Raw genomic sequence first — 22,520 nt, forward strand, 5'->3', positions numbered from 1 at the left:
TTAATAAAATAAAGATGAATAAAAGATTTTTAAATGTTTTGTTACTTGCCATAGCTGTTATTGGTTTGGCATCTTGTGGAGACGATGATAAGTATCAGGGTGAAGGGTTAAAAACTGTCAGCAATGGTGCTTGTGTTGTCGGTTACGGTACAAGTTCTATTCCTGGTAATCTTTCGTATATTGATTATACCAGTGGAGAGTCAACAACAAATGTATTTGCAAAAGCAAATGGTAGTTCTCTTGGAACAGGAGCCAATGATGGACTAGTTTATGGCAGCAAAATGTATATCGTAGTTGATGGTTCTGCAACAATAGAAGTTGTGGATAGAAATACGATGAAGAGTATTAAGCAGATTAAAACGACAGATTTACTAGGTACAAGTTTAGGTACAAATCCTCGTCATATCATAGCAGGAAACGGAAAAATTTACTTCACTACTTATCATGGTATTGTTGCAGCAGTAGATACAGCGTCATACGCACTTACAAATAAATACACTGTTGGCTCTTATCCAGAAGGTTTGGTAGGCGTAGGCAATTATATTTATGTAGCCAATTCTGATTATGGTATGGGCAAGGGTTCTATTTCTGCAATCAATCTAACGGATGGTAGTGTTGAGACTGAGACTATTTCTGGTGTAGTTAATCCAGTTAAGTTGTTTTATGCAAACAACAGTTTGTATGTATTGGATAATGGTTCTTATGATGCAAGCTATAACCAAGTTGGAGCTGGCTTGAAACAGATTATTGGTACATCATCAACAACTTTGTTTAACGCAACGATAGCCGATTTGTATCAAGGTAATTTCTATTTTGTGAATGCTGCTTATGGTGCTAAAGATGATAAAGGTAATGCTCTTGTTACTTATGGTATCTATACGCTTACAACTGGAACAAAAACTGCTTTTGCAGGATCCGTAGACAGTCCTGCACAGATAGCTGTTGACCCAATAAATGGTCGCGTGTTTATTGCCTCAAACAGCATGAATGCTGATAATTCTTATCCTGATTATAATAAAAATGGATACGTAAGAGAGTTTACTTCTATGGGAACAAAAGTTAAAGATTATGTTTGTGGCTCAAGTCCATCAGCAATATTCTTCAACTATGGTTATGAAAAAGTAAATTAATGAAGAAATATATATTAATATTTATTTCATTTCTAGTATGTGCCTTCTCCTCATGCAATAGTGGTAAAACAGACCACTTTGCAAAGGGAGGAGATACATTACATTTCAAGTATGCCAGAAATATAGAGGCTGTAAAATATGATGGATATAGTGTTGTAAAACTTAAAGATCCATGGAAACCTTCTCGTATATTGCATACTTATGTGCTTGCTGAAAATAAAGCATTGGCTTCTGCTGCTGTTAAAGGTTTGAAATCAGAAGGTGCTTCTGTTGTGAATATACCTGTTAAGCGTAGTGTTATTTTTTCAACTGTACATTGTGCTCTTCTCTACGACTTGAATTGCGAGAAGTCAATAACTGGAGTCTGTGATCTTAAATACATTAATATTCCTGATGTTCACAAACGAATAGGTAAAGATATCGCTGATTGTGGAAACGGTATGAGTGCTGATGTAGAGAAAGTTATAGACAGTAAACCGCAGGCTATTATCATATCTCCGTTTGAAAATAGTGGTGGTTACGGTAAACTTGAGGATATAAATATCCCAATTGTTGAGGCTGCTGACTATATGGAACCCACAGCATTGGGTAGGGCAGAGTGGATGATATTCTATGGTATGCTGTATGGTAAGGAAAAAGAAGCTACAAATTTATTTAGGTCAATAGACAATAATTATAAGGCTTTAAAGGCAGAGGCAATAAAATCAAGGATCAGACGTTCTGTTATTACGGAACTTAAAACAGGTAGTGTGTGGTATGTTCCTGGAGGAAAGAGTACCATAGCCCAGATGATTACTGATGCAAACGGCAAGTATGTATATGCTGCCGATAAGAGTTCTGGTTCTTTGAGTTTGCCTTTTGAAAGGGTAATTGATGAGGCTGGTAATGCTGATGTGTGGATGTACAAATATGATTATCATCCATCTACTCTTGGCGAACTAAAGGCCGATTATATCGGATATGGCGAGATGAAGGCTTTTAAAACGAATGAAGTGTACGGTGCTGACTGTACCTTGACGAGATATTATGAGGAAGCTAGTTTTCATCCAGACAGATTATTAAAGGATATGATTATCATACTTCATCCAGATTTAAAACTAGGTATGTTGAGATATTATCATAAGTTAGGATATTGATATGGCAAAAGGTGCAATATACCTTATATGGTTATCTTTGGGCATTGTGTTGATGTTTATAGCTAACATTGTAATAGGATCTGTAAAAATTCCTATTAAGGCTATTGTTACTATATTGTCAGGAGGTGATTGCTTACGGGAGTCTTGGAAATTTATTGTTTTGCAGTCAAGACTTCCGCAAGCTATAACGGCACTTCTTTCTGGAGCTTCTTTGGCTACATGCGGCTTGATGTTGCAGACAACATTCCGTAATCCATTGGCTGGTCCTGATGTCTTTGGTATTAATAGTGGTGCTGGATTGGGAGTAGCTTTTGTCATGTTGGCTTTTGGTGGCAATATGTCTGCAAGTATGTTCTCTGTTTCAGGATTCATAGCTATATTGTTAGCAGCTTTCGTAGGAGCAATGATAGTTACGGTTATCGTCTTTGGCTTTTCATCAATGGTTCGCAATAATGTGATGTTGCTTATTATAGGATTGATGATAGGTTATCTGGCTAATTCTGCAATATCACTTCTTAATTTCTTTGCCACAGAGCAAGGAGTGAAGAGTTATATGGTATGGGGAATGGGAAACTTTGGTGGAGTGACAATGGATAATATTCCGTTATTTTCTGTTATAACATTAGTAGGACTTGTTGCCTCGCTGATGATGATAAAACCTCTAAATGCGATGTTGCTAGGGGAACAATATGCTGAAAACTTAGGAATAAATGTAAGGCAGACAAGGAATATATTATTGATAATCACTGGTTTGCTGACAGCTATAGTAACTGCTTTTTGCGGACCAGTTGCTTTTATCGGTTTGGCAGTTCCTCATATAGCGAGACTTCTTTTAAAGACCGATAACCATAGAATGCTTTTGCCAGCAACAATGTTGTGCGGAGCATTGATAGCTCTTGTTTGTAATGTGTTGTGCTATTTGCCTTCTAATGGAGGAATGATACCACTTAATGCTGTTACGCCAGTAATGGGTGCTCCTGTGATAATATATGTTATATTAAAGAAACGATAAAATTAAATGCGATGAAAATATATACAAAGGCTGGTGACAAAGGATTTACATCATTGAAAGGTGAGGCTCATGTTGAAAAAGATGATGTAAGAATTGAGGCTAACGGTGCTCTTGATGAATTAAATGCGTCGTTGGGTCTTGTCAAGGTTTATATTGATGATAGTGATTCAAAGCTGAAAATAGAGTTGTTTCAGAATATTATCATGCGTATAATGGGAGTTGTAGCTGGAGGAAGCATGGATCCAAAATTTGATTTGGATAGTATTACATTACAGTTGGAGCGTGATATAGATGAAAATAAGAATGATGGTAAATTCTGTTTCGTTACGCCAGGTGAAAACCTCCTCAATGCTTATCTTCATATAACGAGAACAAAATGTCGTACCGCAGAACGCAGATTGGTAACCATGCGTCGCCATTATGAAATAGCAGATAATATCATGGCTTTCATGAATCGTCTCAGTGACTGGTTGTTTGTAGAGGCGACAAAAGAATAAAGATACGTAACGTAGTATTTTTTAGCGCTAATCTATACAAAATAAAAAAGGTTGAAAGAATAACTTTCAACCTTTATCTATATATTTATATCTGATTAATTTGCAGACTCAAATTCTTTGAGGAAGCGAGTGTCGTTTTCAGAGAACATACGTAAGTCACTAACTCTGTATTTCAAATTTGTTATTCGCTCAACGCCCATACCAAATGCATAACCAGAGTATACCTTGCTATCTATGCCACATGCTTCAAGAACGTTTGGATCTACCATTCCGCAACCTAGGATTTCAACCCAACCGGTATGCTTGCAGAAACCACAACCTTTACCACCACAAATATGACAAGAAATATCCATTTCGGCACTAGGCTCTGTAAATGGGAAATAGCTTGGACGAAGGCGGATTTTGGTATCAGGACCAAACATCTCGCGTGCGAAAGTAAGTAATACTTGCTTTAAATCGGTAAAGTTAACATTCTTGTCAACATAAAGACCTTCAACCTGATGGAAGAAACAATGTGCTCTGGCACTTATAGCTTCGTTACGATATACACGTCCTGGGCATAAAATTCGGAAAGGTGGCTCGTGTTTTTCCATAAAGTGGCTTTGGTCACCAGATGTGTGTGAACGCAAAAGAATATTCTTTGTCACGTCGTTAGGGTTGCTTTGCTCGATGAAGAATGTATCTTGCATATCTCTTGCTGGATGATCAGCTGCGAAGTTAAGCATAGTAAATACATGCTTGTCATCGTCAATTTCAGGACCGTCAGCAAGAACAAATCCCATACGTTGAAAAATATCTATTATCTCATTTTTTACGATAGACAAAGGATGGCGTGTACCTAATTTAATAGGGTAGGCAGTACGTGTCAAATCAATATCGTCGCTTTGGCTTTCAGCTTCTGTAAGCTGTTCACGTAGGCTGTTGATTTTTTCCGTTGCAGTCTGCTTAAGTTCGTTAATCTTGACACCAATAGTTTTCTTTTGTTCAGCGGCGATATCGCGGAAATCAGACATAAGTGCGTTGATTTCTCCTTTTTTGCTTAAATATTTTAGACGAAGCTGTTCCACTTCATCTGCATTCTTTGCAGAAAGGCTACTGACTTCATTAAGAAGTGATTCGATTTTCTCTAATAGCATATTTAAAAACGTTTTTATTCTTTTTGAATGCTTAATCAAATATGCCATCCAGATAATTTGGCGTAGCATACATGTTAACTAGTTTGCAAAGTTACGTAATTTTATTGGAAATAGAAAATAGAGAAATAATAAATTTATAAGGTATCTATATTTTTCTCACACTTTATTGCGCCAATCGAAATAAAGTTGTATTTTTGCATGAAAATTTGAGAGTCTTTAGTTAGGAAAAAAGAATTAATGATGAGAAAATTAATATTATCTTTCATTGTTGTAATAATAATATGTGTTGCTGTCTTTTCTACGACAGGTTGCACTGATAAAAAGTCTACATCCGCTGACAGTGCGGCTGTAAACAAAGGGGAGGCTGACAGTACGTCTGCTGATACTTTGAATAACATCATTTCTGATACTCCTATGCCAAAGGCTGCAGATGAACTTTTTGATGATTTTTTCTTTAATTTCGCTGCTAATCGTAAGTTGCAACGTAAACGAATTCACTACCCACTACCTGTATATAGAGATGGCAAGGTGACGAAATATATACAGAAGGGACAATGGAAGATTGATAACTTCTTTATGCGTCAGGATTTTTATACATTAATCTTTGATAACATAAAGCAGATGCAGGTTGTGAAAGATACTTCTATAGACCATGTTATCGTAGAGAAGGTGTATTTTAAGAAAGAGGTTGTAAAGCAATATCTGTTTAATAGAATCAAGGGTCAATGGATTATGACTTCAATAAATTATAAGCCATTGTATCAAAATATGAATGCGTCTTTCTTAAAGTTCTATCAGAATTTTGTGGCTGATTCAGCATATCAGGTTCATAGTGTAAATGATCCTCTTATGTTTACAGGACCAGATCCTGATGATGATTTTGGTACGATGACTGGTACTTTAGCACCAGAGCAATGGCCGTCTTTTGCTCCCCAACTGCCAAGAGGACTGATATATAATATAATTTACGGTCAGAAATATACAGAAAGTAGTCAGAAGATTTTTGTAGTAAGAGGTATTGCTAATGGTCTTGAGACGGAACTGACATTTAAGAAACGTGGTGGAAAGTGGAAACTTACAAAACTTTCTATGTAAATTGCTTATGAAAGATTATAAAGACTACAGCTTGCTGAATCATAATACTTTTGGTATTGATGCCAAATGCAATAGATTTATAGAATATTCATCTATTGATGAAGCCCAAAAAGTATCTGGAATAATATCAAATGATAATTTACCATTCCTTATTATAGGAAGTGGAAGCAATCTTTTGCTTAAAGCTGATTATAAAGGTAACGTGGTTCATTCAGACATTCATGGTATAGAAGCTAGTTGCGTAAATGGTGAACATCTTTTGCGTTGCGGTTCGGGCGAAGTTTTTGATGATGTTGTGGCTTATTGTGTGGAATATGGATATTATGGAGCTGAAAATCTATCACTTATACCTGGTGAGGTAGGAGCGAGTGCAATTCAGAATATTGGTGCATACGGAGCAGAAGCAAAGGATATTATTGCCAAAATAGAAGCTGTTGAAATAGCTACTGGTGATGTTGTTGAATTTGATAATTCTGACTGTGAATATAAATATAGACAGAGCAAATTCAAGAATGAGTGGAAAGATAAGTATCTTATGACTTATGTCACTTATAAATTGGACAGTACTTTTAAGCCAAAACTTGATTATGGCAATATAAGAGTTAAACTAGCAGAAAGAAACATATCTGAGCCTTCAGCTAAAGAACTTAGGGAGATTATTATAGAAATACGTAACGCAAAGTTGCCTGATCCAAAGGTTACTGGAAATGCGGGAAGTTTCTTTATGAATCCTATAGTTGGGGCTGATAAGTTTAAAAAATTGAATGCTGAATATCCTAATATGCCTTATTATGAAGTCTCAAAGACTTCGTATAAGGTACCTGCTGGTTGGATGATTGAGCAGTGCGGTTGGAAAGGTAAGCGACTTGGCAATGCTGGAGTACATGATAAACAAGCTTTGGTACTCATAAATTGTGGTGGAGCTACTGGACAGGATATTATAAAACTTTGCGAGACTATCAGACATGATGTGTTTGATAAGTTTGGTATAGAAATTAATCCGGAGGTGAATATACGATGAAAATAACGTTACTTGGGACTGGAACATCACAAGGTGTACCTGTACTAGGGTGTTCTTGCGAAGTATGTAAAAGCAATGATAGTCATGATAAACGTTTGCGAACATCTGCATTGGTAGAAACAGAATCTACAAGAGTTTTGATAGATTGTGGTCCTGATTTTCGTGAACAGATGCTAAAACAACCTTTCCGCAAGATTGACGGAGTGCTACTTACTCATATTCATTACGATCATGTAGCTGGACTTGATGATTTGCGCCCTTATTGCCAATTTGGTGATATCGATATATATTGTGAGGAAGATGTCGCTAAAGGGTTGCGTAATAATATGCCGTATTGTTTTCCTGATGATAATGAGAATAAACTTTATCCGGGTGTTCCAAAGTTAAATCTTAATACTATTCATGTGCATAACACATTTAGAATAGGGGATTTAGATATATTGCCAATAAGAATTAAACATGACACTATGTCTATTCTAGGATTTAGAATAGGAAAATTAGCCTATATAACAGATATGAAAAGCATTGATGATGAAGAATTGGAATACTTAAAAGGGATTGAAATTCTGGTTGTTAATGCATTGAGATGGGACAGACCACATCATAGTCATCAGTTGGTCGGTGACGCCATTGCTTTCTCAGAAAAAGTAGGTGCAAAAAAAACATATCTCACACATCTTACTCATTCAATAGGACTTGACAAAATCGCAAATAAACGTTTGCCTAAAGATGTTAAGTTCGGGTTTGACGGAGAAATTATTATACTATAAATTCTAGAGTCAAACCTGAACTTATTTTCTGAATTTACGGTATAATTTCCAACCGAGTATTGCTCCGTCAAAAAGTGCGGCACTAGTATTTATTAATCCGGTAATACGTTTTGAAGGAGACGCACTTTTAGAAAACAAATCAGATGGACGTGACATTTCATCCCATAGATTTTTAATCTTCTTGTCGTCCTCCAGAAGTTCTTGGCGTAATGCCTCCTTGCGCCTTCTGATGTCATCAAGTGATTTATATTCAAAAATTTTCTCCATTATTTACTTAAAAATAAGTTTGCCAAAAATTTAACAAGCGGTTTTTCAATCCATTTGTGGCGGAAGCTAACACATAAAATAAGTGCTACAACATATCCACCGCCTACAATAGTGAAAGCTATTACATTTCCTACTATAGTGGCTAGAGCAAACGCACATGCAAAACTAAGATATATTAATGCTAACATCAACAATACCACAAATATTGCAGATATCGTTAAGGCAGTTAGCAATCGGACAATTTTATCAACTACATCGAGTTTCATATATTCTTTTTGAAGCCCGATGTAGTGTTTGATAATTTCTACTAATTGTCCAATCGTTTCTATATTTCTGTCGTTTGAAAACATAAATATTTATTCTGCGTTTTCAGGAGCAGCGTCCTTGATGTCATCAACAAGATCGTCAACTTCTTTGCGAGTAAGTTTGATGTTGTGTTTCTTGCAAAAATCATCAACGGCGTCTGTGATTTTACAACGAGTTTCTGTTCCTTTTTCAGGAGCAACCAAAAGACCGATAGCAGCACCAGCGATAGCACCACCAAGGAATGCTCCGATATAACCTAATGTTTTCATAATCTTGTAATTTTTATTGTTAAACAATCAATGTGATAAATTTATTTTGTTATATTTATCTTAAGGGCAAATATAATAAATCTTTTGTTAGTATGCAATAGAATTTATATCATTTTTTGTTAAATCACGCGTATTTGTTTGATTTAACAAACTTTATGCGGTTTGTTGAATCGTTTTTGTGATATATTTTGTAATTTCGCACGATATATTAATGTATAAAGGTCTAATTTCAATAAACAAAAAGATTATGAAAAAAAGTTTGATTTTATGCGCAGGATTGTGTATCGCATTTGCGTTTACAAGTTGTAAATCAAGTGAAAGCGCTTATAAAAAAGCTTATGAAAAAGCAAAGGCTCAGGAACAGGCTCAGGAGCAGCCACAGACAACTGCGCCAGTCGTTACTCCATTGGAGCAGAAGCCAGCTACTCAGACAACTGTTGTTGATAATGCCGATAATGCAGTCGTTCGCCAAGAGAGTGTAACTGTTGTAAGTGGTCCTGCATTGAAGAACTTTGGTGTTGTTGTTGGTTCTTTCTCATTGAAAGCAAATGCAGAAGGTTTGCAGGGAACTCTTAAGAGTGCTGGTTATGATCCTTCTATTGTTTATAACAGTGAAAGAAATATGTATCGTGTAGTTGCAGCTTCTTTTGACGCAAAGACTGATGCTGTGAAGGGCCGCAATACTCTTCGTGCAATGTATGCAGATGCTTGGTTGCTTTTCAATAAATAATTATTTGCTCTTTAATGGGCTTTAATAAATATTTATGGCACGTATTCTTTCTATAGATTACGGTAAGAAGCGTACTGGACTAGCAGTGACTGATCCATTGCAGATTATCGCTAATGGACTAGTCACTGTTTCTACTTCTCAATTGTTTGATTTTCTTAAAGACTATACTTCAAAGGAAACTGTTGAGTGCATAGTAATAGGTAAACCGACACAACCAAATGGGCAGCCAAGTGAAAATTTGGCTAGAGTTGAGCAGTTTGTGAATAGATGGCGTAAGGCTATGCCTGAAATTCCGATAGAGTATTATGATGAGCGTTTCACTTCTGTTCTGGCACATAAAGTTATATTAGACTGCGGTGTTAAGAAGAAGGCTCGTCGAGAAAATAAAGGGCTAGTGGATGAAATATCCGCAACAATCATTTTGCAGGATTACATGCAATTTAGACGCTCTTCATTAAATGTATAACTTAAATTTTCGCGAAGCGAATGATTTTACCTATTTATATATATGGTCAACCTGTATTGAGAAAGGTTGCTCAGGATATAACCCCGGATTACCCGGAATTGAAAGAACTTATAAGTGATATGTTTGAGTCGCTTACAGCAAGCGACGGTGTTGGATTAGCAGCACCACAGATTGGCAAGGACATAAGGGTTGTTGTCATTGATTTGGATGTGTTGGGTGATGACTTTCCTGATTATAAGGATTTCAGGAAGGCTTATATTAATCCTCATATTTTGGAATATGATGAGAATGCTCCAAAGGAAACTATGGAGGAGGGATGCTTGTCATTACCAGGTATTCACGAGAATGTAACTCGTCCTACTCGTATACATGTAGTGTACAAGGATGATGAGTTTAATGATCATGATGAGTGGGTGGATGGATATTTGGCTAGAGTCATGCAGCATGAGTTTGACCACCTTGAAGGGAAAATGTTTATTGACAGAATGCCTCCTTTCCGCAAGCAATTGATATTTGGAAAATTGAAAGCTCTTCTTAAAGGGAAGGTCCGTTGTGGATATAGAACTAAAATAGCACATAAATAATAATATTATGTTGAAGAGGCTGCTTATATTTGTTGTTATATTTGTATTTGCAGGAAGCAATTCTTTTGCTCAGTATAATACAGACAGACTGCTTCAGTCTGGAGAGTTAGCTCTTGAAAATAATGATTATGTAGTAGCAATACAACATTGTAATAATGTTATTTCAAATAAGCCGTACCTCTATAAACCATGGTTTTATAGAGGTATAGCTAAGAAAAGCCTTGGTGATTATATAGGTGCTGAGGATGATTTTGATCAGGCTGTGAGATTAAACCCCTATGTGCATGAATTGTTTGCAGAAAGGGCTGGTAATAGATTAAATCTTAGAAGATATTCTGATGCCATTGATGATTATACAAAGGCATTGAGTTTAAATCCTGATGAAAAAGGATACTGGTTTAATAGGGCTTGGGCTAGATTTCAAAGTAAAGATGTAAAGCAGACTAGGCTAGATCTTGAATATATTATAAAAAGATGGCCTGATTTATCAAACTCTTATGGCTTGATGACTGAGACTTATATAAATGCTAATGACACTGCGTCTGCTTCGAGATGGCTTGAACGAACATTGAGAGTCAACCCTTATGACGGTAATTCCTGGTCGATATTGGGTAGACTTAATCTTCAGCGAAAGAATTGGAGAAAGGCTGATGAAGCTTTTTCAAAGGCTATTCATTATTCTCCAAAAGTAGTTAATAACTACACATATAGAGCTATGGCTCGCGTAAACCTTAATAGACTTCGTTATGCGATGGAGGATTACGATAAGGCTATAGACATGGATCCGAATAATTTTATATCTCATTATAACCGAGGCTTGTTAAGACAGACCTTGGGTGATGATAATAGGGCAATACAAGATTTCAGTTTCGTGTTGAGACTGGAACCTAATAATTTGCTCGCTTTATATAATAGAGCAATTTTGCTTGATAAAATAGGCAATTATCGCACTGCAATTTTAGATTATACAAGAGTTATAAATAAATTTCCTAATTTCTGGTCAGGTTTATTAAGTCGTGCCAAATGTTATCGCAGACTTGGTATGAATGCCAAGGCAGAACTTGATGAGTTTAGAGTATTTAAGGCTCAGATGAATAAGCATCTTGGTGTCCAGCAGAGATGGAGTAGAGCTAAGCTGCGCTTAGTAAGAAAACTCAGTGATATTGATGTTGAAAAATATGATCAATGGGTTGTGCAGGATTCTGAAGTTACAACTCCTGAATATAAGAATGAATATCGTGGTTACGTTCAAAACAGAGAAGTGACAACTAAGTTTATGCCAATGTTTATTTTATCATATCAAAAATATACTAATGGAATAAACGATTATCAGCTGATAGATAAGGATGTTGAAGCTTTTAATTCAAAAGTCAATCCTGCTCACACGGTATATATCACGTGTCGTCCGGATGCCATTTCAGAAACAGATACAAAAGATTATTTCACAACAATTCAGGAGTTAACTGATAAGGTAAAGATGACTAATGACATGACTGTTGCTTCGCAAATTTTACTGCAGAGGGCAGTTGCATATTCAACAATATATAATTACGAAGAGGCGATAAATGATTTGAATGATTATTTAAGTATTGACAGTATGTCTGAACTTGCTTACTGGCAGCGTGCAGCGTGCTTATCTCTTGTGAGAAATAATGATTCTCAGAATAATTCAGGAACTAATATGATGTTGGCAAAGTCAATAAGTGATTTTAAAAAAGCTATTGGCATAGATAAGGATAATGCATATTTGTATTATGATTTAGCGAATGTATATTCGACAACAAAAGATTATAAAAACGCAATAATCAATTATGATATGTCAATTGAACTAAATTCAAGATTGGCAGAAGCATATTATAATCGTGGTATTGCCAAAATATTTGTTAGTGACATACGTGGAGGATTGAAAGATTTGGGCAAAGCGGGTGAGTTGGGTATTTATGATGCCTATGCTTTGATGAAAAAGTATTCTGTTGCGAAATAGCCAAATTATGTCGTTTATAATTTTGTTATTTCATTGATTTGAATTACCTTTGCGTCAACTTTGATTTATAAAACTAATTTGTAATATGGTTAAAATCACATTTCCAGACGGATCTGTTCGTGAGTATGAACAGGGCGTAACTGGCTTTCAAATCGCGGAGAGTATATCACCAGCTCTCGCTCGCAACGTTGTATCTTGCGGGGTTAACGGTGAGATTGTGGAATTGAATCGCCCTATTAATGAGGATTCTTCAATTGCACTTTATAAGTTTGAAGATGAAGAAGGAAAGCATACTTTCTGGCACACCTCTGCACATCTTCTTGCTGAAGCACTAAAAGAATTGTATCCTGGTATACAGTTTGGCTTCGGTCCAGCTATTGAAAATGGATTCTTCTATGATGTAATGCCTGCAGAAGGACAAGTTATCTCAGAAAACGACTTTGCTAAAATTGAAGCAAAAATGTTGGAACTTGCCAAGAAGGACGAGGCTGTTGTTCGTAAGGATGTAACCAAAGCTGATGCTCTAAATGAATTTAAGGCAGACGGTCAGGTATACAAGTGCGAACATATCGAACAGGATCTTGAGGATGGAACAATATCTACATACACTCAAGGAAATTTCACTGATCTTTGCCGTGGTCCACATCTTGTTTCAACAGGATTAATAAAGGCCGTAAAAATTACAAGTGTTGCTGGTGCTTTCTGGCGCGGTGACGCTAAGCGCGAGCAGATGACTCGTATATATGGTATCTCTTTCCCAAAGAAGAAGTTGCTTGATGAGTATCTTGTGATGCTTGAAGAAGCTAAGAAACGAGATCATCGTAAGATTGGTAAGGAGATGGAACTATTCATGTTCTCAGAACGTGTAGGTAAGGGCTTACCAATATGGTTGCCGAAGGGAACACAGCTTCGTCTTCGTTTGCAGGAAATGCTTCGTGGACTTCTTCGCCCATATAATTATCAGGAAGTTATAACTCCGGGTATTGGTAGTAAGAGCCTTTATGTGACATCTGGTCACTATGCTCATTATGGTAAGGATGCTTTCCAACCTATTCATACTCCTGAAGAGGATGAGGAATATATGTTGAAGCCAATGAACTGTCCTCATCACTGTGAGGTATATGCACGTAAACCTCGTTCATATAAAGATTTACCTCTTCGTATTGCTGAATTCGGAACTGTATTCCGTTATGAGAAGAGTGGTGAATTACATGGATTGACTCGTGTACGTACATTCACACAGGATGATGCACATATCTTTGTTCGCACAGATCAAGTAAAGGCTGAATTTGAGAATGTAATTGATATTATTCTTAAAGTTTTCAAAACTTTCCATTTTGATAATTATGAAGCACAGATCTCACTTCGTGATCCTAGCGACAAAGAAAAATATATCGGTTCTGATGAAGTTTGGGAAGAGAGTGAGAATGCTATTAAAGAAGCTTGCAAAGAAAAGGGGCTTAATGCTCATTGTGAGGTAGGCGAAGCTGCTTTCTATGGTCCTAAACTTGACTTCATGGTAAGAGATGCTATCGGACGTAGATGGCAGTTGGGTACTATTCAGGTAGATTATAATCTTCCTGCACGTTTCAAATTGGAATATACAGCAGAGGATAATACAAAGAAAACTCCTGTAATGATTCATCGCGCTCCATTTGGTAGTCTTGAGCGTTTCACAGCTGTTCTTATCGAGCATACAGCAGGACATTTCCCATTGTGGCTTACACCTGATCAGGTTGCTATTTTACCTATTTCAGAAAAGTATAATGACTACGCAAAGAAGGTTGGCCAATATTTTGATTCTGTAGGTGTTAGAGCAACTATTGATGACCGTAATGAGAAGATTGGACGTAAGATTCGTGATAACGAGTTGAAGCGTGTTCCTTATATGGTTATTGTAGGAGAGAATGAAAGCGCAGAAGGTCTTGTCAGCATGCGTAAGCAGGGCGGTGGCGAACAGGCAACTATGAAAATGGAAGAGTTCGCACAGCGTATAAATGCAGAAGTAAAAGAAATGCTTTCTGCCGTTAACGAGTAATTATATATAATATATAAGAATAATAAAATAAAAAAGTCGGGATTTATTTTGGTATTTCCCGACTTTTTTAGTAATTTTGCACCCGTTTAGTGTATAAACGAACATAAAATAGTTTAATGAAGAATGACAAATTGAAAAATCAGTACCGTGCGAATGAACAGATACGTGTACGTGAAGTCCGAATTGTAGGAGAGGACGAGTCAGAAGTGGTTCCTACACGAAAAGCTTTAGATATGGCGCGCCAACAGGGTTTAGATCTTGTTGAGATATCTCCTAATGCGCAGCCTCCTGTTTGTCGTCTCGTAGACTATTCTAAATTCCTGTATCAGCAGAAGAAACATCAGAAAGAGATGAAACAGAAGCAGATAAAGGTTGAGGTGAAAGAAATTCGTTTCGGACCTCAGACTGATGAGCATGACTATCAATTTAAGTTGAAGCATGCACAGGAATTCCTAAATGAAGGTAATAAGGTTCGTGCTTATGTGTTCTTCCGTGGTCGTTCTATCCTTTTCAAGGAACAAGGTGAGGTTTTGTTGCTCCGCTTTGCTAATGATCTTGAAGGATTTGGTAAGGTTGAACAGATGCCTAAACTAGAAGGTAAGAAAATGTTCCTATATATTGCACCAAAGAAAATTGGTGTTGTAAAGAAGAGCCAACAAAAGTTGGATAGGGAGAAGCGTGAGACTGGGGCTAATTCAGCTGAAAAAGTTGAAAATCTTACAGAAGATAATAACGAAAACAACGATTAATTCACAAATGTGAAGGATTGTGTGGATGTTTTTAGTAAACTGAAAGAAGACGAAAGCTCAGATGATTAAGGAAAAAATAAGTGCGTAACGCCGGGTATATGCGTTGCCACTCATAGATAACAATTTAAAAATAAAAAAAAATGCCAAAAGTTAAGACAAATTCCGGTGCGAAGAAAAGATTTACTTTCACCGGTACTGGTAAGATTAAAAGACATCATGCTTACCACAGTCACATTCTGACTAAGAAAACAAAGAAGCAGAAGAGAAATCTTGTTCACCAGACAATGGTTGACCAAACTAACATGAAGCAGGTTCGTGACTTGCTCTGCCTCCGTTAATTTAACTTAGTAGAACATTTAAAGAAGAAAGAAAACTATGCCAAGATCAGTAAATCACGTTGCTTCAAAAGCAAAGAGAAATAGAATTCTTAAGCTCACTAAAGGTTATTATGGAGCTAGAAAGAATGTTTGGACGGTAGCTAAAAATACCTGGGAAAAAGGTCTTACTTACGCTTACCGCGATCGTAGAAACAAGAAGCGCAACTTCCGCGCATTGTGGATTCAGCGTATCAACGCTGCCGCTCGTCTTGAGAACATGAGCTACTCTACACTTATGGGTGCTCTCCACAAGGCTGGTATTGAAATTAACCGTAAGGTCCTTGCTGACCTCGCTGTTAACAATCCAGAGGCTTTCAAGGCTATTGTTGATAAGGTTAAGTAAATTATCTTATTACATATTAAAAGTCGCATTAGTTTGTTCTAATGCGACTTTTTTTTGTTGTTTATAGTTTCATGCTAAGACTTATTCTATTTCTTTTTCTGTCGACTTCAATAACCTTAACCTTTACCTGTTGATGGAGTTTCACAATTTCATTTGGATCTTTAATATATCTGTCTGCCAATTGGGAGATGTGTACTAATCCGTCTTGATGAACCCCTACATCAACAAATGCACCGAAATTTGTAATATTGGTTACTATTCCAGGAAGTTCCATACCAATTATTAAATCTTCAACTGATTTTACGTCTTTGGCAAATTCGAAAGTCTCAATTTGATCTCTTGGATCCAATCCTGGTTTTTCCAATTCTTTCAGTATGTCCTGTAGTGTAGGCAGTCCAATACTGTCGGTGATATAATTTGATAGCTTTATGCTTTTTAAAATCTCCTTATTATTTATAAGTTCTTTTACCTTACAGTTGTTATCTTTTGCCATTTTCTCAACAACTTTGTAACTCTCAGGATGCACAGCACTATTGTCTAGGGGATTCTTTGCATCTGGTATGCGAAGAAATCCTGCGCATTGTTCAAAGGCATTTGTACCAAGGCGGGCAATTTTTTTAAGTTGATTTCTGCTTTCAAAAGCTCCATTCTCTTTTCTGTAATCAACAATATTTTGTGCAATGGTAGGACCAAGTCCGCTCACGTATGTAAGCAGATGTTTACTTGCTGTATTAAGATTTACGCCAACTGTATTTACACAACTTTCTATAACAGTATCAAGAGTTTTCTTTAGTTTTGTTTGGTTTACATCATGTTGATATTGTCCAACTCCTATGCTTTTGGGGTCTAGTTTCACAAGTTCTGCTAGTGGATCCATAAGTCTTCTTCCAATAGAAACAGCTCCACGTACAGTTAGATCATATTCTGGAAATTCATCTCTGGCAATTTTTGATGCCGAATATATAGAAGCACCATCTTCACTAACAACATAAGTTGGTATATTTTCAATTTTTCTAAGTATGTCTGAAGTTTCTCGGCTTGCTGTTCCGTTACCTACAGCAATAGCTTCGATGTTATAGTCTTTTACGATCTTGTTGAATTTACTTAAAGCGTTACTACTAGCTTTGTCGCCAACAGCAAATACTACATCATGATAAATGAGTTCTCCTTGAGCGTCAAGACATACAACTTTGCATCCAGTTCTTATACCTGGATCAACTCCCATAACTCTTTTTTGGCCTAATGGTGCAGCCAATAGTAATTGTCTCAGATTGTCAGCAAAAACTTTTATAGCTTCATCATCAGCTAATTCCTTACTATAGTTAGCAAATTCAGTTTCAATAGATGGTTTTATCAATCTTTTGAAAGAATCGTCAATAGCTTCGCCAATAAGTTGCTGACATTTCCCATATCCATGAATGTAATGTCTCTTTATATTATCTATACACTCATCTTCGTCTGTATTAATGCTAATGCGTAAGATTCCTTCGTTTTCACCTCTTCTCATAGCTAATAATCTATGACTGCTGCAACGCTTTAATGGCTCTTGAAAATCGAAATAGTCTGAAAATTTTTGTGCTTGTTCATCATCGCTCTTGTTCTTTATTACTTTAGAGACAATCATGGCATCTCTTTTAAAGGACTTTCTTACAGATAGTCTTGATTGTTCATCCTCACTAATTGTTTCAGCGATAATGTCTTTTGCTCCGTCAAGTGCTTCTTCAATGTTATTGACATCATTGTGCACGAATCTTTCTGCAACCTTTTGTGGGTTTTGCTCACATTGCATCATTATGATAACAGAAAGTGGTTCAAGTCCTTTTTCCCTTGCAATCTGTGCTCTAGTCCTTCTTTTAGGCTTGTATGGTAAGTATATGTCTTCCAGTTCGTTAGCATTCCAACACTCATCTATTTTTTTTGATAGCTCAGGTGTCAATTTATCTTGTTCTCCAATGGTCTTTACAACGGTCTCTTTTCTTTTTATAAGCTCTTTCAGTTTATCATACATCACACTAATATCTGTGATCTGTACTTCATCTAAAGACCCTGTACGTTCTTTTCTGTATCTAGAAATGAAAGGAATGGTACATCCTTCATCAAGCAACAGTATTGTATTTGAAACTCCAGTAATAGGAATGCTCAAATTCTTTGATATGATATCATTTACGTTTGTCATATTTCTTTTTTAGTTTATACTTGGTATGCAAAGATAATACTTTTATTAAATTTATAGAATTAATTTTGTAATATTATTGATAATGTCTACCTTTGTAAACAATAATAAAATAGTAAAATAAATGATCTCAGTAGAAGGTTTGAAGGTTGAATTTGGTGTGAAACCATTGTTCACGGATGTTAGTTTTGTTGTGAATGATCGTGATCGCATTGCGCTTGTAGGAAAAAATGGTGCGGGAAAGTCAACTATGCTTAAGATATTATGTGGTTTACAGAAACCGACAGCAGGTAATATTGCTATCCCTAATGATTCTACTATAGGATATCTTCCACAGGTAATGAAGCTTCAGGATGATACTACAGTAAAGGAAGAGACAAGAAAGGCTTTTGCAAATAATACAAAACTCAAGCTGCATCTAGAAAAGATGCAGCAAGAAATGACCGATCGTACAGATTACGAGAGTGATTCTTATGCAGACTTGGTTGATAGGTTCACTCAGGAACATGAGCGTTATATGATGCTTGGTGGTGAAAGTTACGAGGCTGAGATAGAAAAAACTCTTCTTGGGCTTGGTTTTTCCCGTGAGGATTTTGATCGCCCAACTAAAGAATTTTCTGGTGGTTGGCGTATGCGTATAGAACTAGCTAAGATATTGCTTCAGAAACCTGACGTACTTCTTTTGGATGAGCCAACCAACCATTTGGATATTGAGAGTATTCAATGGCTGGAACAATTCCTTACGCAAAGTTCAAGCGCTGTTCTCTTGGTCAGTCATGATAGAGCTTTTATAAACAACGTTACTAATCGCACGTTGGAATTAACATGTAGACACGTAGAGGATTATAAGGTTAAGTATAATCAGTATCTTGTGTTACGTGCAGAACGTCGTGAACAGCAGTTACGTGCTTATGAAAACCAGCAAAGAGAAATGGCTGATATTAAATCTTTTGTAGATAGATTCAGATATCAGGCATCGAAGGCTGTGCAGGTACAACAGAGAATAAGACAACTCGAAAAAATTGTGCCTATTGAAGTTGATGATGTTGATAACAGTAGAATGCATCTGAAGTTTCCTCCATGCCTTAGAAGTGGTGATTATCCTGTTATATGTGAGGATTTGAGGAAGGATTATGGAGATCATACTATTTTCTCAGATGTGAATCTTACAATAAAGCGTGGTGAAAAAATTGCATTTGTAGGTAAGAATGGTGAAGGTAAATCAACTCTCGTAAAATGTATCATGAATCAAATTTCATATACTGGTAAACTGAAAGTTGGTCATAATATACAGATAGGATATTTTGCTCAGAATCAGGCACAGTTACTTGATGAGAACCTTAGCATATATGATACAATAGATGAAGTCGCTACAGGTGATATGCGTCTTAGAATTAATGATTTGCTAGGTGCATTCATGTTTGGTGGTGAAATTTCTGATAAAAAAGTAAAGGTCCTAAGTGGTGGAGAACGCAGTAGATTGGCAATGATAAAACTATTGTTGGAACCTGTAAATCTACTAATCCTTGATGAGCCTACAAACCATTTGGACTTGCCATCAAAAGATGTCTTGAAAGAAGCCATAAAAGCTTTTGATGGAACAGCTATTATCGTGAGCCATGACCGTGAATTCCTTGATGGACTTGTGGATAAAGTTTATGAGTTTGGTGGTGGTAAAGTCATCGAGCATCTTGGCGGTATCTATGATTACCTTCATGCACATAATGCAGAAACAATACATGAGGCTATAACTAATGCTACCGTTCAATTTGATGCTTCTAGCAAAACAGTTGAATCTCCTGCTAGTAAAATGTCTTATGCAGAACATAAAGAGCAGCAGAAAAAGCTAAAGAAGGCTGAAAAGAAAGTCAAAGACTGCGAGACAAAAATTGCAACGATGGAGAAGAGAATAAAAGAACTTGATACTTTATTGATGAATCCTAAGAATTCTACGAATATGAAGCTTGTAACAGAATACAAGTCAATAAAGGATTCTTTAGATAAGGAAAATGAAGAATGGTTCATTTTATCTGATGCTTTAAGTGAATTACAGAAATAGTAATAATATAAACATAAACTATTTAGATGATGAAAATGAAAAGTTTATTTCCGATTATGATGTTTGCTGCAGCACCTATGGTTGGTGTAGCACAGAATAATTCGGGACTTGTGGAGAAAAACTTCGACAAGTCTGTTCGTCCCCAGGACAATTTCTACCAGTTTGCTACTGGCGGTTGGCAGAAAAATAATCCACTGCCAGCTGCATATAGCCGTTTTGGTAGTTTTGATCAGTTACAGGAAGACAACAACAAGCGTATTAACAGCATCCTTAGTGACCTTCAGAAAAAGAAGTTCAAAAAGGGTTCAATTGAGCAGAAACTTTCTGATTTCTACAAGCAGTCTCTTAATGTAGATGCACGTAACAAAGCTGGAATAGCTCCAGTTAAATCAATGCTTGCTGAAATCGAAGCTGCTAAGACTGTTAATGATTTGCGCGCTATCCAAATCAAATATGCTGCACAGGGCTATGGTCTTCAGTTTGGTTCATATTTCAGTGCAGATGAGAAAGATGTAAAAAACAATATATTGTCAATTACTCAGAGTGGTCTTACATTAGGACAGAAAGATTATTACGTAAATAATGATTCTGCTACTGTTGCTATTCGCGAGGCTTATAAAAAGCATATTGCACGTCTCTTTAAGCTTTATGGCTTTGACGAGGCTGCTGCTCAGGCAAAGAGTGCTGATATCTTCCGTCAGGAGACATTGGTTGCTCTTATTTCAAAGAGCATGACAGAACTTCGTGATCCTCAGGCTAATTACAACAAGATGACTCTTGCTGAGTTTAAGTCTGATTATCCAAATATTCCTTTAGAGCAATTGGCTAATTCAGAGGGAATAAAGAGTGAATACATTCAGTCAATGGTTGTTGGTCAGCCTGCATTTATGACTGGTCTTGACAAGTTGATGTCTTTGCAGACAGCCGACGAGATCAAGGCTCTTATGGAGTGGGATGTTATTCAGAATAGTGCTAGCTATCTTTCTGATGAAATCCGTGAAGCAAACTTCGATTTCTTTGGTAAGACAATGAGTGGCCGTAAAGAGGATTATCCTCTTTGGAAGCGTGCTACAAATCAGGTAGAAGCACAGATGGGCGAAGCTCTTGGTCGTATGTATTCAAAGCGTTTCTTCCCAGAGTCTTCTAAGAAGATGATGACTGAGCTCGTAAAGAATCTTCAGTTAAGTCTTGGAGAGCGTATTGATGCTCAAACATGGATGAGTGATACAACTAAAGCAAATGCACATAAGAAGTTAGACAAATTCTATGTTAAGATAGGTTATCCTAACAAGTGGACTGATTATAGCAAACTTACTATAGATCCATCTAAGAGTTATTACGAGAATGTAATGGCATGTCGCAAATTTGCTAATGATAAGAGCATTGCCGATAAGGCTGGTAAGCCTGTTGATAAGGATGAGTGGCTTATGACACCTCAGACTGTTAATGCTTATTACAACCCTACAACAAACGAGATTTGTTTCCCTGCAGGTATTCTTCAGTATCCTTTCTTTGATCCTAAGGCTGATGCAGCATTCAATTATGGTGCTATCGGTGTTGTCATTGGACATGAGATGACTCACGGATTTGATGATCAAGGTCGTCAATATGATTCTGATGGTAATATGAAAGATTGGTGGACTGCCAGTGATGCAAAGGGATTTGATAGCCGTGCTAAGATGTATGCTGACTATTTTGATGGAATAGAGGTTCTTCCTGGACTCCATTCAAATGGTAAGTTTACATTGGGTGAGAACCTTGCAGACCACGGAGGTTTGATGGTTGCTTACAATGCATTGATGAAGGCTACTGCAAATAAGGCTTTGAAAGATAAGGATGGTTTTACTCCTGCTCAGCGTTTCTTCCTTGCTTATGCTGGTGTTTGGGGACAAAATATCACAGAAAAAGAAATACGCAATCGTGTAAAGCGTGATCCTCATTCTCTTGGTGAATGGCGTGTTAACGGTGCACTTCCTCATGTTGCAGCTTTCTATAAGGCATGGAACATAAAGAAGGGTGATAAGATGTATTTGCCAGAAAGTGAGCGTTTGCAACTTTGGTAAAAAGCTATTTTTAATAATTATAATTGGTGCTGGAAACATATTTCCAGCACCTTTTTTTGTACAAAGATAAGCTACCTTTTAAAGATAAGATAGAAAGAATTCTTTTTGTATTGTATACTATTTCCGTTATCTTTGGATAAGATAAGCTGCATCTCAACAATAAAAAAGAAAGAATTCTTTTTGTATTGTATTCTATTTGCGTTATCTTTGAATAAGATAAGCTGCATCTCAACAATAAAAAAGAATGAATTCTTTTTGTATTGTATTCTATTTGCGTTATCTTTGCATATAATTTTATAAGTGAAAGGATAAACT

At 36.6% G+C, this 22,520-nt stretch carries 22 protein-coding genes; 17 read left to right on the plus strand and 5 right to left on the minus strand.

Annotation, left to right across the window (positions count from 1 at the left end; genetic code table 11):
* Positions 1-14: 14 nt before the first annotated feature.
* Genes B045_RS0112965 through B045_RS0112980 form a run of 4 tightly spaced genes read left to right on the plus strand, consistent with a single transcriptional unit; the run spans position 15 to position 3,775 of the window.
* Positions 15-1,130, plus strand: a complete 1,116-nt coding sequence (locus B045_RS0112965) for a YncE family protein (protein WP_018464694.1) — start codon at positions 15-17, stop codon at positions 1,128-1,130.
* Positions 1,130-2,266: an ABC transporter substrate-binding protein gene (locus tag B045_RS0112970; RefSeq protein WP_018464695.1), complete on the plus strand. Its 1,137-nt coding sequence runs from the start codon at positions 1,130-1,132 to the stop codon at positions 2,264-2,266. The genes B045_RS0112965 and B045_RS0112970 overlap by 1 nt, the downstream gene beginning before the upstream one ends.
* Before the next feature lies 1 nt (position 2,267).
* Complete coding sequence (locus tag B045_RS0112975; RefSeq protein ID WP_018464696.1) at positions 2,268-3,278, plus strand: iron ABC transporter permease; 1,011 nt, start codon at positions 2,268-2,270, stop codon at positions 3,276-3,278.
* 11 nt (positions 3,279-3,289) lie between these two features.
* The gene (locus B045_RS0112980) at positions 3,290-3,775 is read left to right on the plus strand and encodes a cob(I)yrinic acid a,c-diamide adenosyltransferase (protein ID WP_018464697.1); all 486 of its coding nucleotides are present in this window, start codon (positions 3,290-3,292) and stop codon (positions 3,773-3,775) included.
* Between the two features lie 95 nt (positions 3,776-3,870).
* Here B045_RS0112980 and pheS read toward each other — a convergent pair whose 3' ends face one another.
* Positions 3,871-4,911 (minus strand): phenylalanine--tRNA ligase subunit alpha, encoded by a 1,041-nt coding sequence (gene pheS, locus B045_RS0112985; protein WP_025883525.1) that lies wholly within the window; start codon positions 4,909-4,911, stop codon positions 3,871-3,873.
* Between the two features lie 240 nt (positions 4,912-5,151).
* Here pheS and B045_RS0112990 point away from each other — a divergent pair, with 240 nt between their 5' ends.
* The 3 genes from B045_RS0112990 to B045_RS0113000 are packed head-to-tail and all read left to right on the plus strand — an operon-like array spanning position 5,152 to position 7,797.
* Positions 5,152-6,006, plus strand: coding sequence for a DUF4348 domain-containing protein (locus tag B045_RS0112990; protein ID WP_025883527.1), 855 nt, complete (start codon positions 5,152-5,154; stop codon positions 6,004-6,006).
* Between the two features lie 7 nt (positions 6,007-6,013).
* Positions 6,014-7,027 carry a UDP-N-acetylmuramate dehydrogenase gene (gene murB, locus B045_RS0112995; RefSeq protein ID WP_018464700.1) on the plus strand — a complete coding sequence of 338 codons (1,014 nt, stop codon included), beginning with the start codon at positions 6,014-6,016 and terminating at the stop codon, positions 7,025-7,027.
* Positions 7,024-7,797 carry an MBL fold metallo-hydrolase gene (locus B045_RS0113000; RefSeq protein ID WP_018464701.1) on the plus strand — a complete coding sequence of 258 codons (774 nt, stop codon included), beginning with the start codon at positions 7,024-7,026 and terminating at the stop codon, positions 7,795-7,797. Before murB ends, B045_RS0113000 begins: the two co-directional genes overlap by 4 nt.
* Before the next feature lie 21 nt (positions 7,798-7,818).
* Here the strand turns inward: B045_RS0113000 and B045_RS0113005 are convergent, their stop codons facing one another.
* Genes B045_RS0113005 through B045_RS0113015 form a run of 3 tightly spaced genes read right to left on the minus strand, consistent with a single transcriptional unit; the run spans position 7,819 to position 8,639 of the window.
* Positions 7,819-8,064 (minus strand): hypothetical protein, encoded by a 246-nt coding sequence (locus B045_RS0113005; protein ID WP_018464702.1) that lies wholly within the window; start codon positions 8,062-8,064, stop codon positions 7,819-7,821.
* Positions 8,064-8,414, minus strand: a complete 351-nt coding sequence (locus B045_RS0113010) for a phage holin family protein (RefSeq protein WP_018464703.1) — start codon at positions 8,412-8,414, stop codon at positions 8,064-8,066. Before B045_RS0113010 ends, B045_RS0113005 begins: the two co-directional genes overlap by 1 nt.
* Positions 8,415-8,420: 6 nt before the next feature.
* Positions 8,421-8,639: a YtxH domain-containing protein gene (locus tag B045_RS0113015; RefSeq protein ID WP_018464704.1), complete on the minus strand. Its 219-nt coding sequence runs from the start codon at positions 8,637-8,639 to the stop codon at positions 8,421-8,423.
* 247 nt (positions 8,640-8,886) lie between these two features.
* Here B045_RS0113015 and B045_RS0113020 point away from each other — a divergent pair, with 247 nt between their 5' ends.
* From B045_RS0113020 to rplT, 8 genes are all read left to right on the plus strand, one after another.
* Entirely contained in the window at positions 8,887-9,369 is a 483-nt protein-coding gene (locus B045_RS0113020) for an SPOR domain-containing protein (RefSeq protein ID WP_025883528.1), read from the plus strand.
* Positions 9,370-9,403: 34 nt separating this feature from the next.
* The gene (gene ruvX, locus B045_RS0113025) at positions 9,404-9,835 is read left to right on the plus strand and encodes a Holliday junction resolvase RuvX (RefSeq protein ID WP_018464706.1); all 432 of its coding nucleotides are present in this window, start codon (positions 9,404-9,406) and stop codon (positions 9,833-9,835) included.
* A 20-nt stretch (positions 9,836-9,855) separates the two neighbouring features.
* A complete protein-coding gene (def, locus tag B045_RS0113030) occupies positions 9,856-10,419 on the plus strand; it encodes a peptide deformylase (protein WP_018464707.1) in 564 nt (187 codons plus the stop codon).
* A 7-nt stretch (positions 10,420-10,426) separates the two neighbouring features.
* Positions 10,427-12,403, plus strand: coding sequence for a tetratricopeptide repeat protein (locus B045_RS0113035; RefSeq protein WP_018464708.1), 1,977 nt, complete (start codon positions 10,427-10,429; stop codon positions 12,401-12,403).
* Between the two features lie 85 nt (positions 12,404-12,488).
* A complete protein-coding gene (gene thrS / locus B045_RS0113040; protein WP_018464709.1) occupies positions 12,489-14,441 on the plus strand; it encodes a threonine--tRNA ligase in 1,953 nt (650 codons plus the stop codon).
* Between the two features lie 116 nt (positions 14,442-14,557).
* Complete coding sequence (gene infC / locus B045_RS14745) at positions 14,558-15,190, plus strand: translation initiation factor IF-3 (RefSeq protein ID WP_018464710.1); 633 nt, start codon at positions 14,558-14,560, stop codon at positions 15,188-15,190.
* Positions 15,191-15,330: 140 nt separating this feature from the next.
* Positions 15,331-15,528 carry a 50S ribosomal protein L35 gene (gene rpmI, locus B045_RS0113050; protein ID WP_018464711.1) on the plus strand — a complete coding sequence of 66 codons (198 nt, stop codon included), beginning with the start codon at positions 15,331-15,333 and terminating at the stop codon, positions 15,526-15,528.
* Positions 15,529-15,565: 37 nt separating this feature from the next.
* Entirely contained in the window at positions 15,566-15,910 is a 345-nt protein-coding gene (gene rplT / locus B045_RS0113055; protein ID WP_018464712.1) for a 50S ribosomal protein L20, read from the plus strand.
* 61 nt (positions 15,911-15,971) lie between these two features.
* Here rplT and B045_RS0113060 read toward each other — a convergent pair whose 3' ends face one another.
* Positions 15,972-18,086 (minus strand): Tex family protein, encoded by a 2,115-nt coding sequence (locus B045_RS0113060; RefSeq protein WP_018464713.1) that lies wholly within the window; start codon positions 18,084-18,086, stop codon positions 15,972-15,974.
* 121 nt (positions 18,087-18,207) lie between these two features.
* Between B045_RS0113060 and B045_RS0113065 the strand changes: the two genes are divergently transcribed.
* Together B045_RS0113065 and B045_RS0113070 are read left to right on the plus strand one after the other, a co-directional pair.
* Complete coding sequence (locus B045_RS0113065; RefSeq protein ID WP_018464714.1) at positions 18,208-20,142, plus strand: ABC-F family ATP-binding cassette domain-containing protein; 1,935 nt, start codon at positions 18,208-18,210, stop codon at positions 20,140-20,142.
* Between the two features lie 29 nt (positions 20,143-20,171).
* Complete coding sequence (locus tag B045_RS0113070) at positions 20,172-22,205, plus strand: M13 family metallopeptidase (protein WP_025883534.1); 2,034 nt, start codon at positions 20,172-20,174, stop codon at positions 22,203-22,205.
* The last annotated feature ends 315 nt before the right edge of the window (positions 22,206-22,520 follow it).

Source organism: Segatella paludivivens DSM 17968 = JCM 13650 (assembly GCF_000373185.1).
GTDB classification, from domain to species: domain Bacteria; phylum Bacteroidota; class Bacteroidia; order Bacteroidales; family Bacteroidaceae; genus Prevotella; species Prevotella paludivivens.

Bases quoted from the DNA above. Each gene is read 5' to 3' on its own strand.
- B045_RS0113005 (WP_018464702.1), bottom strand. From the start codon at position 8,064: ATGGAGAAAATTTTTGAATATAAATCACTTGATGACATCAGAAGGCGC.
- B045_RS0112975 (WP_018464696.1), top strand. From the start codon at position 2,268: ATGGCAAAAGGTGCAATATACCTTATATGGTTATCTTTGGGCATTGTG.
- B045_RS0113065 (WP_018464714.1), top strand. From the start codon at position 18,208: ATGATCTCAGTAGAAGGTTTGAAGGTTGAATTTGGTGTGAAACCATTG.
- thrS (WP_018464709.1), top strand. From the start codon at position 12,489: ATGGTTAAAATCACATTTCCAGACGGATCTGTTCGTGAGTATGAACAG.
- B045_RS0113070 (WP_025883534.1), top strand. From the start codon at position 20,172: ATGAAAATGAAAAGTTTATTTCCGATTATGATGTTTGCTGCAGCACCT.
- rplT (WP_018464712.1), top strand. From the start codon at position 15,566: ATGCCAAGATCAGTAAATCACGTTGCTTCAAAAGCAAAGAGAAATAGA.
- pheS (WP_025883525.1), bottom strand. From the start codon at position 4,911: ATGCTATTAGAGAAAATCGAATCACTTCTTAATGAAGTCAGTAGCCTT.
- B045_RS0113000 (WP_018464701.1), top strand. From the start codon at position 7,024: ATGAAAATAACGTTACTTGGGACTGGAACATCACAAGGTGTACCTGTA.
- B045_RS0112980 (WP_018464697.1), top strand. From the start codon at position 3,290: ATGAAAATATATACAAAGGCTGGTGACAAAGGATTTACATCATTGAAA.
- B045_RS0113060 (WP_018464713.1), bottom strand. From the start codon at position 18,086: ATGACAAACGTAAATGATATCATATCAAAGAATTTGAGCATTCCTATT.
- def (WP_018464707.1), top strand. From the start codon at position 9,856: ATGATTTTACCTATTTATATATATGGTCAACCTGTATTGAGAAAGGTT.
- B045_RS0112990 (WP_025883527.1), top strand. From the start codon at position 5,152: ATGAGAAAATTAATATTATCTTTCATTGTTGTAATAATAATATGTGTT.
- rpmI (WP_018464711.1), top strand. From the start codon at position 15,331: ATGCCAAAAGTTAAGACAAATTCCGGTGCGAAGAAAAGATTTACTTTC.
- B045_RS0113020 (WP_025883528.1), top strand. From the start codon at position 8,887: ATGAAAAAAAGTTTGATTTTATGCGCAGGATTGTGTATCGCATTTGCG.
- B045_RS0112970 (WP_018464695.1), top strand. From the start codon at position 1,130: ATGAAGAAATATATATTAATATTTATTTCATTTCTAGTATGTGCCTTC.
- infC (WP_018464710.1), top strand. From the start codon at position 14,558: ATGAAGAATGACAAATTGAAAAATCAGTACCGTGCGAATGAACAGATA.
- B045_RS0113035 (WP_018464708.1), top strand. From the start codon at position 10,427: ATGTTGAAGAGGCTGCTTATATTTGTTGTTATATTTGTATTTGCAGGA.
- B045_RS0113010 (WP_018464703.1), bottom strand. From the start codon at position 8,414: ATGTTTTCAAACGACAGAAATATAGAAACGATTGGACAATTAGTAGAA.
- murB (WP_018464700.1), top strand. From the start codon at position 6,014: ATGAAAGATTATAAAGACTACAGCTTGCTGAATCATAATACTTTTGGT.
- B045_RS0113015 (WP_018464704.1), bottom strand. From the start codon at position 8,639: ATGAAAACATTAGGTTATATCGGAGCATTCCTTGGTGGTGCTATCGCT.
- ruvX (WP_018464706.1), top strand. From the start codon at position 9,404: ATGGCACGTATTCTTTCTATAGATTACGGTAAGAAGCGTACTGGACTA.
- B045_RS0112965 (WP_018464694.1), top strand. From the start codon at position 15: ATGAATAAAAGATTTTTAAATGTTTTGTTACTTGCCATAGCTGTTATT.